We start from the raw sequence: 16,439 nt of genomic DNA, 5'->3' as shown, positions 1-16,439 counted from the left end.
GGCCATAGTGATCCGGTGGTCCCGCGTGGAAGGGCCATCGCTCAACGGATAAAAGGTACTCTAGGGATAACAGGCTGATCTCCCCCAAGAGTCCACATCGACGGGGAGGTTTGGCACCTCGATGTCGGCTCATCACATCCTGGGGCTGGAGCAGGTCCCAAGGGTTCGGCTGTTCGCCGATTAAAGTGGTACGTGAGCTGGGTTTAGAACGTCGTGAGACAGTTCGGTCCCTATCTGCCGTGGATGTTGGAGACTTGAGAGGATTTGTCCCTAGTACGAGAGGACCGGGATGAACATACCTCTGGTGCACCGGTTGTCGCGCCAGCGGCACCGCCGGGTAGCTAAGTATGGAAGGGATAACCGCTGAAAGCATCTAAGCGGGAAACCCACCTCAAAACTAGGTCTCCCTGAGGGTCGTGGTAGACCACCACGTTAATAGGCCAGGTGTGAAAGCGTGGTAACACGTGCAGCTAACTGGTCCTAATCACCCAATAGGCTCACTCTCTTACTGTCCCCTTAAAAGGACAGCCCGTGCACAGAAATCATCCATATATACGCCTACTTCTTCTACCAACCGTCTTCCACACACCCTTACAGGGTGGACTGGATGACCTGGTGGCCATGGCGGGGAGAGATCCACCCGATCCCATCCCGAACTCGGCCGTGAAAACCCCCAGCGCCTATGATACTGTGGCTTAAGCCACGGGAAAGTCGGTCGCCGCCAGGTCTTCCAATCCACCCTTCCAAAACTTACTACCCCTACAAATTTCAACACAATCACAACCGCGGGGTGGAGCAGCCCGGTAGCTCGTCAGGCTCATAACCTGAAGGTCATAGGTTCAAATCCTATCCCCGCAACCATCTCAAGTCCTTGATATCACACGGTAAACCCGCCCACTTGAGGCGGGTTTTTTGTTGCCTGAAATGTGGCGCAGGAAACACATAGGAAACAAACGGAAAAGTAATCAGGCGCGTTTTTGTCGGTTCTCACAAATGCGTGAAAGTGGAGAGAGGTATCCCGTCGCCTGTTTCAGGGTGTGACCTTGCCTTGTCGAGTCAGGACAGTTTGCCCCTTTTGCTGTCCATAACTGGAGTGGCAGGGCGGGGGGATCACGTTCGAAGATCTGGCGGAGACCCTCACCCCGTGATGAAGGCCAGGATATCGGCGTTGATCGTGTCGGCATGGGTCGTGTGCATGCCGTGCGGATAGCCGGGGTAGATCTTCAGCACACTGCCGGCGATCAACTGATGCTGGAGCAGAGCCGCGTTCTTGTAGGGAACCACCTGGTCGTCGTCGCCCTGCAGGACGAGGGTCGGCACCGTGATCGTCTTCAGATCTTCGGTCTGGTCTGTTTCCGAGAAGCCCTTGATACCTTCATAATGCGCCTTGGCGCTGCCCATCATGCCCTGCCGCCACCAGTTGCGGATCGTGCCTTCCGAGATCTCCGCACCCGGCCGGTTGAAGCCGTAGAACGGTCCGGTCGGGACATCGAGGAAGAACTGCGCGCGGTTGGCGGCAAGCCCGGCCCGCAGGCCGTCCAGCACTTGGATCGGTGCGCCTTCCGGGCTGCGATCCGTTTGGACCATCAAAGGCGGCACGGAACTGACGAGCACGACTTTGGTAACCCGTCCCTGCGGCTGACCGTATTGCGCGACATAGCGGGCAACCTGTCCGCCCCCTGTCGAATGCCCGACATGAATGGCGTTTTTCAGGTCGAGATGTTCCACAACTGCCGATGCGTCGGCCGCGTAATGGTCCATGTCATGACCGTCGCTCACCTGCGCAGATCGTCCGTGACCACGGCGGTCATGCGCAATGACGCGAAAGCCCCTGCTCAGGAAGAACAGCATCTGCGTGTCCCAGTCATCGGCGCTGAGTGGCCAGCCATGATGGAAAACGATAGGCTGTGCATCCTTCGGTCCCCAGTCTTTATAAAAAATCTCTACACCGTCGAGTGTCGTGACAAATGACATGATACTTCTCCTGAGCATTCAAAACTGATAATGCTCAGACGCTAACGTTGAACATAAGTTCAACGTCAAGATGAATTTGTAACAGAAGACTGATGATGAAGATTGGAGAACTGGCCCAGAAAACCGGTCTTACGACGTCAAAAATCCGGTTCTATGAGCGCATCGGATTGCTGACAGCGGTTGATCGTCGTTCCAACGGATACCGTACCTACCCACCACAGGCCGTGCTGCTTCTGGGGCTCATCACAACGGCGCAACGGGCCGGATTTACGCTGGATGAAATCCGCACCCTGCTACCCTCTGATCTGCAACACTGGGACCATGATGCGCTCATGGACGCACTGACACGCAAGATTGCGGATATCGAGGCGCTGCAGGCACGTCTGACCCAGAGCAAGGCGCATCTCCTTCGTTTGGTGGAGGACATTCAGGCGCGCCCCGAAGACATGGACTGCGCGGCTAACGCCCATCGTGTCCTGACGAATGTGCTTGCGGGACCTTCCGACAATCTGGACGTCACGCCTAACGATGTGCGCCTTCTGGACAGGACGGATCGTCGTCTGTCCGTGAGCAGAGGGCGCAGCAAAAAAGCTGTTTCGCCTTAAAGCCTTCCCAGAAGCGACGCGACTTTTCCTGCGGTCGCTCTGGCGGAAAAGGGGTTCTGGCCCGTCACCAGCTTTCCATCCGCCACGACATGGGACATGAACGGCAGAAGGGCTTTTTCGTAAAGCGCTTTTCGCGCCTTCACTTCAGCTTCCGCGTTGTAGGGTATCTCCCCGGAGACGCCCGCCAGCCTCTCCTCAGTCCACGAAAATCCGGTGATTGTGCGCCCGGACACTAAAAAAGAACCGTCTTCAAGCCGGGTATTCAGAAGCCCGCAATATCCATGGCAGACAGCGGAAACAATGCCACCCTTTTCCCACACTGCGCGTGTGATGACCTGAAGGCCTTCACTGTTCGGAAAGTCCCACATCACGCCATGACCGCCGGTGAAGTAAATCGCATCATAATCCTGCGGATTGATGTCTGCGGGACAGGCCGTTACAGATAAGAGGGCCATCTTCGCCGGATCGGCCAGCCAGGCTCTGGAGGAGGTATCGCGCATCGGCCATTTCAACGCACGCGGGTCAAGTGGAACCTTGCCCCCCCTGGGGCTGACAATGCGCTGCTCATAACCTCTGGCGGCAAACACGTCCCAGGCATGCGTAAGTTCCGACAGCCACAATCCGGTCGGATGTGCGGGATTGTCAAAATGCGAGATATTGGTGGCGACGTGCAGGATATGGCGGCTCATGGCTTGTCCCTTTCATGCGGCAAGGTCCTCGGACGGCCATTCTGTAACGTTCAAGGCCGGTTGAAGGTCAATCTGTCGTTTGACATTCAACCTAACTTCAACGTTAGCGTTATATGGGCAAACCTGCTCGGCACCACGGAGGCAGCCCCACATGCAGACAATTCTGGGCGCAAATGGCCAGATCGCTACGGAACTGGCGCGGACATTGCATCAGCATCATACAGGCGGCCTGCGGCTCGTGGGCCGCAATCCCCGCAAGGTCAATGACGATGACACGCTCATGGCGGCGAACCTGCTTGATGCAGGGCAGACGGCGCAGGCGGTGAAAGGCAGCCGGATTGTCTATTTCACAGCCGGCCTTCCCCCTGACAGCACGCTCTGGGAAGAGCAGTTTCCGGTCATGCTGAAGAACGCCTTGCAAGCGTGCCGGACGGCGGGGGCCAGTTTTGCCTATTTCGACAATACGTACATGTATCCTCAGAACAACCAGATCCAGACTGAGGAAACGCGCTTCGCCCCGGTTGGTCGGAAAGGACGGGTGCGCGCCGCAATGGCGTCCATGGTGCTGGAAGAAATGGCACAGGGAGGCATTCCGGTGCTCATCGCCCGCGCACCGGAATTCTACGGTCCGGGGAAAACACAGAGCTTCACCAACGCTCTGATCATTGACAGGCTGAAAGCAGGCAGAAGGCCACTGGTCCCTGTCCGTGACGACACACGTCGGACCCTAATTTGGACGCCTGATGCGAGCCGTGCTCTTGCAACTCTGGGTAATACGCCGGATGCTTATGGCCAGACCTGGCATCTGCCATGCTGTGATGATCGACCGACCTATAAGACATTCGTCACCATGGCGAACAGGATTTTCGGCCGCACGCCTTCCTATTCGGTTATAGGTAAATGGCCACTGATCATCGCGGGCATTCTCTCAAAACAGGCGCGGGAAATCAGAGAACTGTTGCCCCGTTATGAGCAGGACAATCTTTTCGACTCAACAAAATTCAAACGCCGTTTCCCAGAGTTTTCCGTAACGACATATGAGGAGGGTCTGGACCTGATCAGGAAGGAGTGGAGAGGAGGATAACGCGGCTTCCCAGCCGCCTGCCATCGCTCTGAACCGGACTGGTAGAGACGAGTAATTACGCTGCGGACGTCGGATCAAAAAATCCGTCGCGCGCGGAAGGGCTCGCGAATTAGGTGACACAACCTTATATCACGGATGTCAGCTTCCTGAAGGCTGTTTCCGAAACCGGACAGGCCGCTTCCCCCCCCCCTTAGCGGCCTATCTATTCGGAAAATGCGAAACAGGCACACAGATTCCGTCTGAACCAGCCACCTCTCTCTATTAGGCCTTAGGTAGGACTATTCTGCTCCAGGTTGTTTTGACCGTCTCAATAGAAATTTTTCCTTGGTAGGAATCTGCATCAACGCGGCGACCAACTTCTGACTGATCTCGATTATGGCTGCTCTGCCCTTCTCATCCATCTCGATCATATCACCTTCATCGTAATAGTGTCCCAGGACATCATTGAGGACATTTTGGATAATTCGTTCCCGGCTTACATCCTGATGGAGCTTGAGAACTGTTGACACGCGCGCAAGCGAGACGTCATTGAGTCTGCTGCCATCGGGTGCGTTGAGCCAGTCGAAATCGAGTGACACCTTGGTGGCCAGATCACCGTCCCAACGTGCCGGATTGAGTGGATCGGATGCGAGCCCGATCTCAATATTTCTTGGCCCACCTTTCTCAGCCAACACCATTTGCCAAGAAGCAATGTTAAATGCGTGATAATAAGCAAGAGTTCGCCCATAATCATCGCTTCTGACATAAATGAGATTGAACATCGGCCCATGGTTTTCCAGAAAATACTGATAGGCAGATTCAGGAAAATCACGAGCATCTACAGCGGTGAAGCATTGCAGGAAGTCTTCGCTCCCCTTGACGACGAAGTCACGGGCTTGGGCAAAAGCCGCGCCTTTTAAAGGCATCGTCCCAACACGGGTTGCCAGCAAGACTAGGCTAGATTTTACCATCGAGCGGACGACTTCCTCACCGCCGCACTGGATCCGAGAGTGAAGTGTGCCGGGATATTCGTTCTGAAAGGAAGCGTACTGTCCCTCAATTTTGGCCCAGAAATGATCCTCGGTTACGCCTATAGCCGCTGCAGCATGAGCAACATATTTCCTAAATTCCTCCATGCTATCGACGCTGAAACTGACATCATAGCGCTCGTTGCCCAGTGGTGTGATAGTGAATGGTTTACCCCCAACGCGCTTGGGTCTACCACGAGAATCGAGAGTGATCGTTCCGGTCGATGAGAGGATTTTCGACAGACCGGGTGGAGGTTGACCGCTCCCGCTTTTCATCTGGAACATGTTGCGGAGCATGCGTAACTGCTCAGGCAGAACCTTGTCGATCGTCCCACCGAAGGATTGATTGCAGTGATTGCAATCAGCCCATTTGGTCGTCATTCGCCCACCTAACGCGTCGAGCAGAATATGTTCAGGTTTAGTGCGAGTGCCCACTTCATTATCACAGAAAATGCAAAGCACCTTGTCTTGTAATAACCTCTGCCGAATCATTATTAGCTCCAGTTACCCGTTGTGACGCGATAATTACGCCAGCGCCAACGTCACGGACGATTACAGCTTTTTCTGCCTTCAAAAGAACTTTTCGCGTCGGTGTGTGTGTAGTGAGCGGCAACAATATCGCACTATAGAGAGAAATCGGTCATGCTTAACAAACTGAGTATGTTTTATACACGTACACTCAATTAAACGTTTAACTCCTAATTATTCCGTAACCAAATACCTGATTCCGGCAAGTTTCTGGGACGGCCTCGAACAGGTTCAATATCTTAGCGAGCGTCGTCCATTTGAGTGTCCAGTTTACCGATAGCCTTATCAAAAGCAGACCTTCCGTTCCCCCCCTAAGCTGCCTGTCTGCTCAATGACAAGAGAACTGACAGGCGGCAGTCGCCTCATCTCGGTCATACAGTTGGTCAAATTGTCTTCCATATAGCAGACATGACCATTATAAATTTTACTTGCCATTGATGATGGCTACAAAGATATCGGCAGCGTCAAGAGAGCCATTCGAGAAAGTCGCATGATGCACTACCCAAATTCTTAAAATGGACGAAGCAGATTTTTCAACGGACAATATCCGCGTCGTGCTGTCGATTGCCACCATGCATGATCGCCCGCCCGCGCAGATCGTCCTTCGCTGGCACCGTAAACAAGGGCTGGTTCCCTTGCCGAAGACGGCTACGGCCACTTGCCTGCCGGAGAACCTGGCTGTGTGGGATTTTGAACTTGACGAGAACGACATGCTGCAACTGCTCCGGCTAGACCGGCCACACGGCAACACCCAGCCGCTTCCCGACGGCAGGAACTCTTCATTCTGACGCAGGTGCAGCGGCTATTGAATTGCCCCGGGTTTTGTGGAGACGTTTTTTATCTGAACTATGCAGCTGGAGACGTTTTTTATCTGAACTATGCAGCTAATGCATGTGATTTTTGTTGTGCATAAAAGCGATCCTCAGCTTCTGCCGGGGGGATGTTTCCAATGGAGGACAGAATGCGGCGATTATTGAACCAGTCGACCCATTTAAGTGTTGCCAGTTCAACCGCGTCCCTGTTTTGCCATGGCCCCTGCCGATAGATGAGTTCGGTTTTGTAGAGCCCGTTAATGGTTTCCGCCAGAGCGTTATCATAGGAATCTCCAATGCTTCCGACTGAGGCAACGAGGTCTGCTTCAGCCAGTCTTTGCGTGTAGCGAATGGACACATACTGACAGCCCCTGTCAGAATGATGGGTCACTTGCCCCTCGGGCTGCCTCTGGCACAGAGCCTGCTCCAGGGCATCCAGTACGAAGTCGGTATGGGCAGTGGACGAGACGCGCCAGCCCACAATCATGCGGGCAAACACATCAATGATGAAGGCCACATAAACAAAGCCCTGCCAGGTCGAAACGTAAGTAAAATCCGAAACCCAGAGCCTGTTGGGGGCTGGAGCATGAAACTGGCGCTGCACCAGATCCTGTGGGCAGGGACGTTGTGGATCAGACCGTGTGGTTCTGATCCCCTCGCCACGAATGACACCTTTCAGTCCCATCTGGCGCATCAGCCGCTCTACCGTGCAGCGGGCGACATTTCTGCCTTCGCGTCTGAGCTGATGCCAGACCTTACGCGCTCCATAGACACAAAAATTATCGTTCCATACTCTACGGATTTCGTCGCTCAGCTCTTTGTCTTTCTGGCTGCGCACACAGGGATTTTTCTGTCTGGCAACGGTTGCATAATAGACAGATGGTGCAATCGGCAGGATCTTGCAGATTGACCCGACACCATATGTCTGCCGGTGCTCATCAATGAAGCGCGTCATGGCCTGAACCAGATGGGGTGGACGGCCTCCCTGCGGCATCAATGTGCCATGATGGAGGTTCACTGACCATCAGGAGGAGACCGCCCGTATGAAAGCTAGCATAATTGGCCTTGATATTGCCAAATCCGTTTTTCAGGCTCATGGGGCTGACGCAATTGGAAAGTGCGTTTTCAAGCGCAAGCTTGGTCGCAGTGAAGTTTCAGCATTTTTTGCAAAACTTGACCCATGTGAAGTTGTTCTGGAAGCCTGCGGATCAGCTCATTACTGGGCACGGGTGATCAGCAGGATTGGTCATGATGTCAGACTGGTTCCTCCTGATCGGGTCAAATCATTTGTCAAAAAAGGCAAGAAAAATGACGCTGTTGATGCGGCTGCGATCTGCATGGCGGCGACTCATCCTGATACGATGTGTGTTCCGATCAAGAGCGAAGAGCAGCAAGGTGTCTTGTCACTGCATTCTGCCCGCGCTCTTCTGGTCAAACAGCAGACCATGCTGAGTAATGCGTTACGGGCTCTTGCTTCCGAGTTCGGGCTGATAGCCCCTCTGGGCACACGCCATCTGCCAGAACTGATGGCAAAAATAGAGACATCAGCCGACCTGCCTGCTGCCATGAAGCAGAGTGCCATGTTGTTATTTGAGCATTATGAAAAGGTCGCTCAGAGCATTGATGCTTTGGAAGTGCAGATCCGGGCGCGTGCAAAAAGCGATGACGATGCGCGTCGGTTGATGACCATCCCTGGGGTCGGTCCCATAACGGCTTCTCTGATTGTCGCCTCGGTCGCGGATATTGGCTCTTTCGCCTCTGCGCGCCATTTTGCCGCCTGGCTGGGGCTTGTGCCTCGTCAGCATTCTACCGGCGGTAAAACCCGTCTGGGAAGGATTACCAAAACGGGCAATCGGCAGATAAGAACGTTGCTGGTTCTTGGTGCGACGGCCATGCTTCATCGTGCCCATAAGTGGGATAGCGCTGCGGGTCAGTGGCTATGCGAACTCATGGCGCGTCGTCCAAGGCGTCTGGCAACAGTTGCACTTGCCAATAAAATGGCTCGTATCATCTGGGCGTTGTTGTCACGTAAAGAGATCTATCGTCCGGCTGGTGTCAGTGTTTCAGCAGGCTGACCTGCACCAGCAGAACGATGGACACCGGAGCTTGCTCCGGTAGATCCGGCAGTATGTACGAACCGACGTGATGGGAAGACAGTCATTCAGCAACAGTTCAGGCCATACCGTTCGACCGTCTGTGCCCCTGAGCACGTGATACCAGATTGGTGCCTGACACGTGAGCGCACACCCATGATGGCCAGCGCATAAAGTCGCATAAACAGGCCGGACATAAGAGCGCATCTGACCGGGTCTTCACGTTAAATCGGTATTCATCATCCAGCCGGTAGAATAATACGTTTTAGAAATGACATCGGGAGAACAATGTGAGGTATTGCGCTTAAACGGCCGTCCACATAGGCGGTCGAGTTCCGCCTGGGCAAAATACGCAGAAGCCTTACGCAGGATTTCATTGGCCTGCCGCAATTCGCGGTTCACTCGCTCCAGTTGCCTGATCTTCTCTCGATCAGGCAGGTCACTCACCGCAGATGCATTGGCCCGCTCATGCAGACGGGTCCATTTTGACAGCGTGTCAGGGTGAATATCCAGCTTTGGGGCGATCACCATCACCGCAGACCACCGCGAAGGATGGTTCTTCTCTTCCTCCAGAACCATGCAGGCTGCACGTTCACGAAATTCAGGCGGAAAACGCTTCGATTTATTGCTCATGAATTCTTCTTACCTCACGGGTCTTTCTGTCTCCACAAAACCCGGGGCAATTCAGTGGCGGTCACCCATATCGGTTACGCCAGTTCCGCCTCGCTGGCGCTGGAACTCACGCCGGGGGTCAGTCTGTTACAGGTGCAGGCGATCATCGATCAGGAGTGGCGGAACCAGCATCTGCCGGAAACCATCAACGGCGAACTACAGAGTGATGAAGGAGACGTCGGCAAAAGCACCCATGACAGTGAGATTCTGATCGTCGCTGCTGTGCTCGCCGTCTATCTGACACTGGGCATGCTGTATGAAAGCGTGTGGCATCCGCTCACCATTCTTTCCACCATCCCCTCGGCCGGGATCGGGGCGGTGATGGCACTCGACCTGTTCGGGCTGCCGTTCTCGGGCATGGCGGTGATCACCATGCTGCTGCTGACCGGCATCTCGCTCAAGAACGCGATCCTGCTGGTGGATTTCGCCATCCATGCCGAACGCGAACGGGGCATGACGGGGCGCGAGGCTATCCGTGAGGCGTGCCTGCTGCGCCTGCGACCGATCGTCATGACCACCTTTGCCGCCGCCCTCGGCGCGCTGCCGTTGGTAATGATGGGCGGCTACGGCATGGAACTGCGCCAGCCTCTGGGCATCGCGCTGATCGGTGGCCTGCTCGTCAGCCAGGCTCAGACCATGTTCACGACCCCGGCGCTCTATCTGCTGATGACAAGAATTGCCACCAGCTTACAATGCCCGCAACTGCGAAATATCTCGTGATGTAATAAGTGTCGCTCTTATTCTGCAACTTTCGTCGCAAATATGCATGGCTCTGAGTCGGTAGGGGCTGCAAACAACGGCCACCAAAATTTATGTGCTGTCCACCCGAGATCTCTCCCTCCTTCTTGCTGGAGTAGTATCAATGCCGGCTTTGAGCGCGGTTCATCTAATACTTTTTTGCGAAGAGAAGTACCTAAAATAGAACGACCGGATTTGTCACCTGATCCAGCACGTGAAAGCTTTCTACCAGTTTCCGCCCAAACGAGAATTCGATTGTCGCTATTTTTTACGACATCTGTATAATAATCGATCAAGCCTAGCATAGCGTTCCACTCAAAACTCACAGCGTCGAAAACCATAGTTTTTTTGATAACGTTAATAATTGCAACGATAGTGTCTCGGTCTACAGAAACAAAACCGTCGATATCTCGCCATTCTCTTTTTATTAGATGATCAAGTTTTTTTTGTAATCTAGTCATAGTTTCTCCACCTTTGGTCTGGAAATCACTCGGAAGAAGAAGGTATTCAGGTGAAACTGTAACTACATTGCTTAGTAATACTTTGTTTGGCGCGCATGGGCGAACCCGGCGATCAGTGTCTGATTGAATAAAGACTACACCCGCATCGTGGGCACCTTTTCGGAAAGCATTCCGAAGCGAGTTTTCTAGAGAATTAATCGTATAAAGTCGTTCATAAACAGCGCGCGAAGTGTAAAAGCGCGTGACGGCCAAATCCTTTCGATCACGATTGCCGTACATACGCGAATGTTGAAGTACTGTATCAGCCTGCATAGTTTTCGGATTGCGGCCATAATAGAACGAGATTAAATTAGGAATAGTTATGCCACGATCGAGAATGTTTCCCCCAACCCAGATGTTGTAAGGTGTGCGTAATTTTAGTTCAGCATTATTATCAAGGAGAGCCATAACATCTGTATCTGAATTTACTTTTTCAACTACCACGTCGTCGCTCTGGAGAGCGTCAATAAAAGCATCAAAGGCTTCAACGCGAGGTGGCATATGTCCTTTGTTTGCAGACACTGAGGAATTCAGGTCATTAAACGCTCTATCAAATAACGGACGTAGATGATTTGGATTTTTCTCCGCTGCGTTAACAATAGACGAGAATATCCAATCAATTACTTGATCTTGCCACGCATGAGCTGCCCTCTGGATATCATTATGAATCACCATTGCATATTTTTTAGGTCGATCTCCAGCTTCTCGCTGTTGCCATTGCCGAACACCGACCGCAACTATGAACGTAATGATAGCGCGACGTAGGCCTGCTACGTTGTCACTTTCAAGGACGTTATGCTCGCTAATACGACGTCTATCTGCTCGGCGTAGAGCGTCTTGTTCTTGTTCAGTCACTTCTACGAGAAGCTTGGAGCGTGGGTCTTTTGTGTCAAAGGAGCCAAAATAGTCATCGCCTCCAACATATCCAGCATGAATTGGTAATAATTTTGTAAATGCGGGGCGCTTGGGCTTGAATACATAGGTCGATCCATCAGCGGCGTGTTCATATCCTTCTGGCTGCAGGTACAAGGAATATGGTGTGGCTGTCACTTGCAAAAAGGCGATGCCCTGTGTCATCTGACGAAGTTGGTCTATCTGATCAGCAATGGTGCCTTGGCTAATATTTTGATCACCCTTTTTTCGGACGAAACGGACGCTGGCAAGATCAGCCTCGTCATCAATTAACAATACTTTACGATTGCGTAGATCGTTGTGGTTACTAATAAATTCTATCAAGCGATCAAGGTTTCGCGCTTGTTTCTTGGCGACAATTACAATTTTTCGTCGTAGTTCGCTTCGACGAAGCGTGCCAGGAAGATTCATAATATCAAGGACAAGGAATTCGTCGTCTTCAATAAACTCCTTGAAATCCGTTTCAAGGCGACGAACTGTCTGAGCTGAAAGAGTTTTGGTGCCCTTTGTCAGTACTATGGCCATATCGAAACCTCGGTCGAAACCGTGGGCAATAACGCCGACAAAGCAACGTGTTTTTCCTGATTGAATTTTACCGAGCAACATGCCCGGACGGTCTCCAGACGTTGCTTCTGTTTCGAGAGAAGTAACCGTTTCCTCGATACACTTTGCGAGTGCTTTATCATCATCCCGACAACTTTTGAGGCGGTCGTAATAAGTTGAAAGAATTTTTGGAGATCCTAACTTGCGTTTATTGCGCCTCAACCATGCACTAATTTGCGGACGGCGAAAGATCGGTCCAGACGCGAGCTCTTTGATCGGAAGAGGGAAGTCGGAAGAGCGCACTCGCCAGTTAGCTACCGCTTGAGTTGTGACCTCTGCCATTACTGCAATTTCGTTGATGCCTACTAAGTCGTCGCTCATAATTTCCTCATATCCAATTGTCTTATTGTGAATATCACTCACAAGGCGGATGTCAATGCGTGTGATCAATGCTCCCAAAAAACGACATTCTGCGTTGCGACCAGGTGGAGCTGTAATGTGAGGGTCGTAAAATTGAACGCAGAAATAAGCATGCGTTTATGGATGAAAACATTTAGAGAACATGGGGCTGGACATAGATACGATTTGGCGCCACCATGGCGCCATGAGCCATGCTACAGAAAATTCGGGAGTTCGCGCGATGGACCGGATCAATCTGCGCCTCTCTACGGAGACGTTTGGCGCGATTGATGACGCGCGCGCAAAAAGGGCTGGAAGAGTGTCTCGTAACACTTGGATAGCGGAAGCGATTGAAGAAAAGCTCGCGCGTGAGGTGGTGTCGTTACAAGAAGATGACGTCAGGTCTACAGCCAATGCCTAGTTTTTACGAATTTTTTGCTGGCGGCGGGATGGCCCGTGCGGGACTGGGGGGCGGCTGGACGTGTCTGTTCGCCAATGATTTTGATCATAAAAAAGGCCTGAGTTATCAGGCCAACTGGGGAACAGGAGGAGAATTGCGGGTTGGGGACGTCAATGATGTCCGTGTTGAAGACTTACCTGGTGTTGCAGATCTCGTATGGGGTTCATTCCCATGCCAGGATTTGTCGTTGGCTGGAGGGGGCGCAGGTCTTAAAGGAGAGCGTTCTGGCACCTTCTATCCTTTCTGGCATGTCGTGAGAGAGCTTGTTTCAGAGGGAAGAGCCCCGAAAATTATAGCTCTTGAAAATGTCATTGGCACGCTGACGTCTCATGGGGGACAGGATTTCGACGCTATCTGTCGGACTTTTGTCGAGACCGGATATCGGTATGGAGCGCTCGTAATCAACGCCTCATTGTTTGTGCCCCAGTCACGTCCTCGCTTGTTCATGATCGGGGTGCATAAGGATGTCGAAATTCATCCTTCATTGTTATCTCCTGAACCGCTTGACCCGTTTCACACCAATGGATTGAAGAGGGCTGTTCAGGGAATATCAAAAAAGGCGCAAACTCAATTTTTGTGGTGGAATATTCCTACTCCATCGCATCGGCATACAACTTTCGCTGATCTGATTGAGGAGGCGCCTACTGGAGTGTCTTGGCATACAGCCAGCGAAACCGAAAGATTGATTTCGATGATGTCTGCCACCAATCTCGCCAAAGTAAATGCTGCAAAACGTGCGGGCAGGCGTATGGTGGGAGCCATCTATAGACGAACACGTCTTGATGAAAACGGGGCGAAAGTTCAGCGTGCTGAAGTGCGGTTTGACGATATCGCAGGTTGTCTTCGGACGCCGGCAGGAGGTTCAAGCCGTCAGACAATTATTGTTGTTGACGGCCGGAAGGTTCGGTCGCGGCTAATCTCCACTCGTGAAACAGCAAGGTTGATGGGGCTTGGAGATCATTACAAGCTGCCTAAGAATTATAATGAAGCTTATCACCTGACAGGGGATGGCGTAGCTGTGCCTGTCGTTCGTCATCTGGCGCAGCATATCCTGGAACCGTTACTTGGCATGGTTTCCGAAGGGAAACAGGAAGCGGCATGACCATTATTCCCTGTAAACAGAACAAGGGATTGCGCGATCAAATCGAGAGGTTTGCTGAAACACTTAAAACAGAAGCGCATAAACTTGGCGACCATGGTTTGGATGAGCGAGAGTTCTATCAGTCTGGTTTGTTTCGTGGCGCGATAGAGCGTGTCCGTGGCCAGTTTTCGGCCACTATGCGTGGCAAACGAGAGTTTGTTCAGCATGCGCTGAATCATATGGAAGACGGCGGTTTTATTGCTGGATGGGATCTGACAGATAATGCAAACCGTAATGATTATATTGTTCGTCTAAATAGTGGACGTGTTGCTGTTATTGACCTTAAGGGCTGTCTTGATGGGAATAACACGAATATTTTTGAACGACCGCCACTCGCTGATGAGTTTGTGATCTGGAGTATCTGTTCCAATCCTGGTGCAGATCCTCAACGAAACACTTGGTCGGGCATTCACACACGTCTTAGCGCTGAAATGATTGCGCGGAACCAGCAGGTGGATGGGGTGCTGTTGTGGGATATGGTTTGTGCGACAATTGGTAGACCTTGTCCAAAATCCGTAGACGGTGATCGGTTGACGAATCTTGGTCCTTTTTGTGTGCCTCCTCCGTGTATCTATCTGTTTCCTGAGAATATCCCTTCAATTTCTATTCCTTTCGTTAAAGGACGGGATATTGGAGAAGTTGAAATTCTCGCGGCTTTTAATGCTGCTTTTGGTGGATATGCCGAGGAAATCCATCATGTCGACTTTCGGATGGAAATGCGAGGAAGTGAGTTGATGCGTCAGACAGTTGTGCGACATGCTGGCACGATAGAACAGGTCTCAGAAATGACGGCAATTCGACGAGTTGAGAAAGATTTATGATGTTATCACAACGAGCAGTATTGGCGGCGTTTGACGATGATTATATTGGCTTGTCAAAAGGGTCTTTATCTCTTGCTCTGATCCTAACGAGGAATGCGGCATCGAAGCAATTTCCGTTAGATAAAAATTCGTTCGTAACAACAAAAGGTGGGCAAGTCGCCGGATTGGGCGGTGGGGCGGTAAAAAAAATACTTAAAGACCATGGCATTGAGCGTATTCTCTCTAGTGAAGGGGGTAGAACCAGTCGAGGGAATATGGAGAGAATGAATGCCTACATTGATGTTTTAAACGATCTGCATTCTCATAATTTATTGGATTTAGATGCTGCGGAAAAATATTGGGTAGAGCGTGCTCAGGCGTATTTTGATGCTCTTCCGTTTACTTTTAAACTTGATCCATCCCGTTCTTTACGGGCTTGTGTAAGAGACCTTCTGGCGCAGGCCGTCGAACGTCAACGCGAAGTTTCAGGCACTATGTATGCGGGTGCTGTTATGCAGCATTTGGTAGGAGCCAAGCTAGATGTGATCACAGAAGGGAGTCTTCTTCATCACGGTTTTTCGGTTGCGGATGCGCCGTCTAATCGCTCAGGAGATTTTTTGATCGGAGACGTGGCTATTCATGTCACAACTGCGCCTGGAGAAGCGCTTATTCGGAAATGCCAGGACAATCTCAGTTCCGGTTTACGTCCTCTTATTGTGACTACGGAAGATGGGGTGGGTGGTGCCAAAGCGCTCGCCAAGCAGGTTGGAGTAGACGATCGCCTCGATATTATTGAGATCGAGCAGTTTTTGGCGACGAATGTTTATGAGTGGAGCACGTTTGAACGGGACGCCAGACAGACAGCAGTGAGGGATATTATCGATCGCTATAATAAAATTATCGCCGAGTGCGAGAGCGACCCAAGCCTCAGAATTGAATTTGATGGATGAAAGTAGATCCTGTTCGTTCACGAACTATGAGGGCAGTTAAGTCGAAGAATACGAGCCCGGAGTTGGTGGTAAGAAAGCTTATCCATGCAATGGGATACAGGTTTCGGCTCCATCGTAAAGATCTTCCTGGCTCTCCAGATTTGGTTTTTCCAGGTCGAAAATTGGCTTTATTTGTGAATGGATGCTTTTGGCATGGGCATGATTGTCTACGAGGAGCACGGATTCCGAAAAGCAACACAGAGTATTGGACAAAAAAAATTGAACGTAATCGCGTGCGAGATAAAGAGACGCTGATCGCATTGCAGAAGTTAGGTTGGCGCGTCCATGTTATATGGGAATGTGAGATTAAGGATAGGGAACGCCTTGAAGTAAATATCAAGTGTCTCATGGAATTATAGAATGGATTACGCCTTTGTAGGTATATTAATGATGTATATTTAAAATATTACTTGTATAATTCTAGCGGTCTCGTGGTTTTGAATATCGTCGTCGTTTCTCTTCTTTATGATTTGGACGCGACGGTGCTGTTCTC

Annotated in this window: 14 protein-coding genes, 1 tRNA gene, 2 rRNA genes, 1 pseudogene and 1 other annotated feature (1 of these 19 cut by a window edge); of the genes and pseudogenes, 12 read left to right on the top strand and 6 right to left on the bottom strand. The window is 51.5% G+C overall.

Annotated features, from left to right (window positions below; translation table 11 throughout):
* The 3 genes from WG31_RS08300 to WG31_RS08290 form a co-directional block, all read left to right on the top strand.
* Nucleotides 1-505, top strand: a 23S ribosomal RNA gene (locus WG31_RS08300); it begins 2,238 nt to the left of the window's first position.
* A gap of 106 nt (nt 506-611) precedes the next feature.
* Nucleotides 612-727 (top strand): 5S ribosomal RNA (rrf, locus tag WG31_RS08295).
* Between the two features lie 57 nt (nt 728-784).
* Nucleotides 785-861, top strand: a tRNA-Met gene (locus WG31_RS08290).
* Nucleotides 862-1,137: 276 nt separating this feature from the next.
* Here WG31_RS08290 and WG31_RS08285 read toward each other — a convergent pair.
* Nucleotides 1,138-1,974 carry an alpha/beta fold hydrolase gene (locus tag WG31_RS08285; RefSeq protein ID WP_063354229.1) on the bottom strand — a complete coding sequence of 279 codons (837 nt, stop codon included), beginning with the start codon at nt 1,972-1,974 and terminating at the stop codon, nt 1,138-1,140.
* Between the two features lie 92 nt (nt 1,975-2,066).
* On the opposite strand from WG31_RS08285, the gene WG31_RS08280 reads away from it, so the two are divergent.
* Complete coding sequence (locus tag WG31_RS08280; RefSeq protein WP_245191486.1) at nt 2,067-2,579, top strand: MerR family transcriptional regulator; 513 nt, start codon at nt 2,067-2,069, stop codon at nt 2,577-2,579.
* On the opposite strand, the gene WG31_RS08275 is transcribed toward WG31_RS08280, so the two are convergent.
* Nucleotides 2,576-3,268 (bottom strand): type 1 glutamine amidotransferase domain-containing protein, encoded by a 693-nt coding sequence (locus tag WG31_RS08275; RefSeq protein ID WP_063354227.1) that lies wholly within the window; start codon nt 3,266-3,268, stop codon nt 2,576-2,578. The two genes, WG31_RS08280 and WG31_RS08275, sit on opposite strands and share 4 nt — an antisense overlap.
* A 151-nt stretch (nt 3,269-3,419) precedes the next feature.
* Between WG31_RS08275 and WG31_RS08270 the strand changes: the two genes are divergently transcribed.
* Nucleotides 3,420-4,352: an SDR family oxidoreductase gene (locus WG31_RS08270; protein WP_063354226.1), complete on the top strand. Its 933-nt coding sequence runs from the start codon at nt 3,420-3,422 to the stop codon at nt 4,350-4,352.
* Nucleotides 4,353-4,630: 278 nt separating this feature from the next.
* On the opposite strand, the gene WG31_RS08265 is transcribed toward WG31_RS08270, so the two are convergent.
* Nucleotides 4,631-5,851, bottom strand: a complete 1,221-nt coding sequence (locus WG31_RS08265; protein WP_063354225.1) for an HNH endonuclease — start codon at nt 5,849-5,851, stop codon at nt 4,631-4,633.
* A gap of 551 nt (nt 5,852-6,402) precedes the next feature.
* Between WG31_RS08265 and WG31_RS08260 the strand changes: the two genes are divergently transcribed.
* Nucleotides 6,403-6,675, top strand: a complete 273-nt coding sequence (locus tag WG31_RS08260) for an aldo/keto reductase (RefSeq protein WP_063354224.1) — start codon at nt 6,403-6,405, stop codon at nt 6,673-6,675.
* 88 nt (nt 6,676-6,763) lie between these two features.
* On the opposite strand, the pseudogene WG31_RS08255 reads toward WG31_RS08260, so the two are convergent.
* Nucleotides 6,764-7,690, bottom strand: a pseudogene (locus WG31_RS08255) (IS3 family transposase); the annotation flags it as partial.
* Nucleotides 7,580-7,702 (bottom strand) — a sequence feature (AL1L pseudoknot). Its footprint overlaps the pseudogene before it by 111 nt.
* 40 nt (nt 7,703-7,742) lie before the next feature.
* Here WG31_RS08255 and WG31_RS08250 point away from each other — a divergent pair.
* Nucleotides 7,743-8,774, top strand: a complete 1,032-nt coding sequence (locus WG31_RS08250) for an IS110 family RNA-guided transposase (RefSeq protein WP_010511145.1) — start codon at nt 7,743-7,745, stop codon at nt 8,772-8,774.
* Nucleotides 8,775-9,011: 237 nt separating this feature from the next.
* Here WG31_RS08250 and WG31_RS08245 read toward each other — a convergent pair whose 3' ends face one another.
* Nucleotides 9,012-9,425 carry a transposase gene (locus WG31_RS08245; RefSeq protein ID WP_063354131.1) on the bottom strand — a complete coding sequence of 138 codons (414 nt, stop codon included), beginning with the start codon at nt 9,423-9,425 and terminating at the stop codon, nt 9,012-9,014.
* A 54-nt stretch (nt 9,426-9,479) separates the two neighbouring features.
* On the opposite strand from WG31_RS08245, the gene WG31_RS08240 reads away from it, so the two are divergent.
* Nucleotides 9,480-10,184 carry an efflux RND transporter permease subunit gene (locus tag WG31_RS08240; RefSeq protein WP_063354223.1) on the top strand — a complete coding sequence of 235 codons (705 nt, stop codon included), beginning with the start codon at nt 9,480-9,482 and terminating at the stop codon, nt 10,182-10,184.
* 17 nt (nt 10,185-10,201) lie between these two features.
* On the opposite strand, the gene WG31_RS08235 is transcribed toward WG31_RS08240, so the two are convergent.
* The gene (locus WG31_RS08235) at nt 10,202-12,607 is read right to left on the bottom strand and encodes a Z1 domain-containing protein (protein ID WP_157884512.1); all 2,406 of its coding nucleotides are present in this window, start codon (nt 12,605-12,607) and stop codon (nt 10,202-10,204) included.
* A gap of 362 nt (nt 12,608-12,969) precedes the next feature.
* Here WG31_RS08235 and WG31_RS08225 point away from each other — a divergent pair, with 362 nt between their 5' ends.
* Genes WG31_RS08225 through WG31_RS08210 form a run of 4 tightly spaced genes read left to right on the top strand, consistent with a single transcriptional unit; the run spans nt 12,970 to nt 16,305 of the window.
* Complete coding sequence (locus WG31_RS08225) at nt 12,970-14,118, top strand: DNA cytosine methyltransferase (RefSeq protein ID WP_063354221.1); 1,149 nt, start codon at nt 12,970-12,972, stop codon at nt 14,116-14,118.
* Nucleotides 14,115-14,978: a hypothetical protein gene (locus tag WG31_RS08220; protein ID WP_063354220.1), complete on the top strand. Its 864-nt coding sequence runs from the start codon at nt 14,115-14,117 to the stop codon at nt 14,976-14,978. The genes WG31_RS08225 and WG31_RS08220 overlap by 4 nt, the downstream gene beginning before the upstream one ends.
* Nucleotides 14,975-15,907 (top strand): DUF4928 family protein, encoded by a 933-nt coding sequence (locus WG31_RS08215; protein ID WP_082823171.1) that lies wholly within the window; start codon nt 14,975-14,977, stop codon nt 15,905-15,907. The genes WG31_RS08220 and WG31_RS08215 overlap by 4 nt, the downstream gene beginning before the upstream one ends.
* Nucleotides 15,904-16,305 (top strand): very short patch repair endonuclease, encoded by a 402-nt coding sequence (locus WG31_RS08210; protein ID WP_063354219.1) that lies wholly within the window; start codon nt 15,904-15,906, stop codon nt 16,303-16,305. Before WG31_RS08215 ends, WG31_RS08210 begins: the two co-directional genes overlap by 4 nt.
* Nucleotides 16,306-16,439 lie beyond the last annotated feature (134 nt).

This window comes from Acetobacter oryzifermentans (assembly GCF_001628715.1).
Lineage (GTDB): Bacteria > Pseudomonadota > Alphaproteobacteria > Acetobacterales > Acetobacteraceae > Acetobacter > Acetobacter oryzifermentans.
The sequence above is the reverse complement of the archived record's forward strand: the minus strand, read 5'-3'. Positions and strand labels throughout refer to the sequence as shown.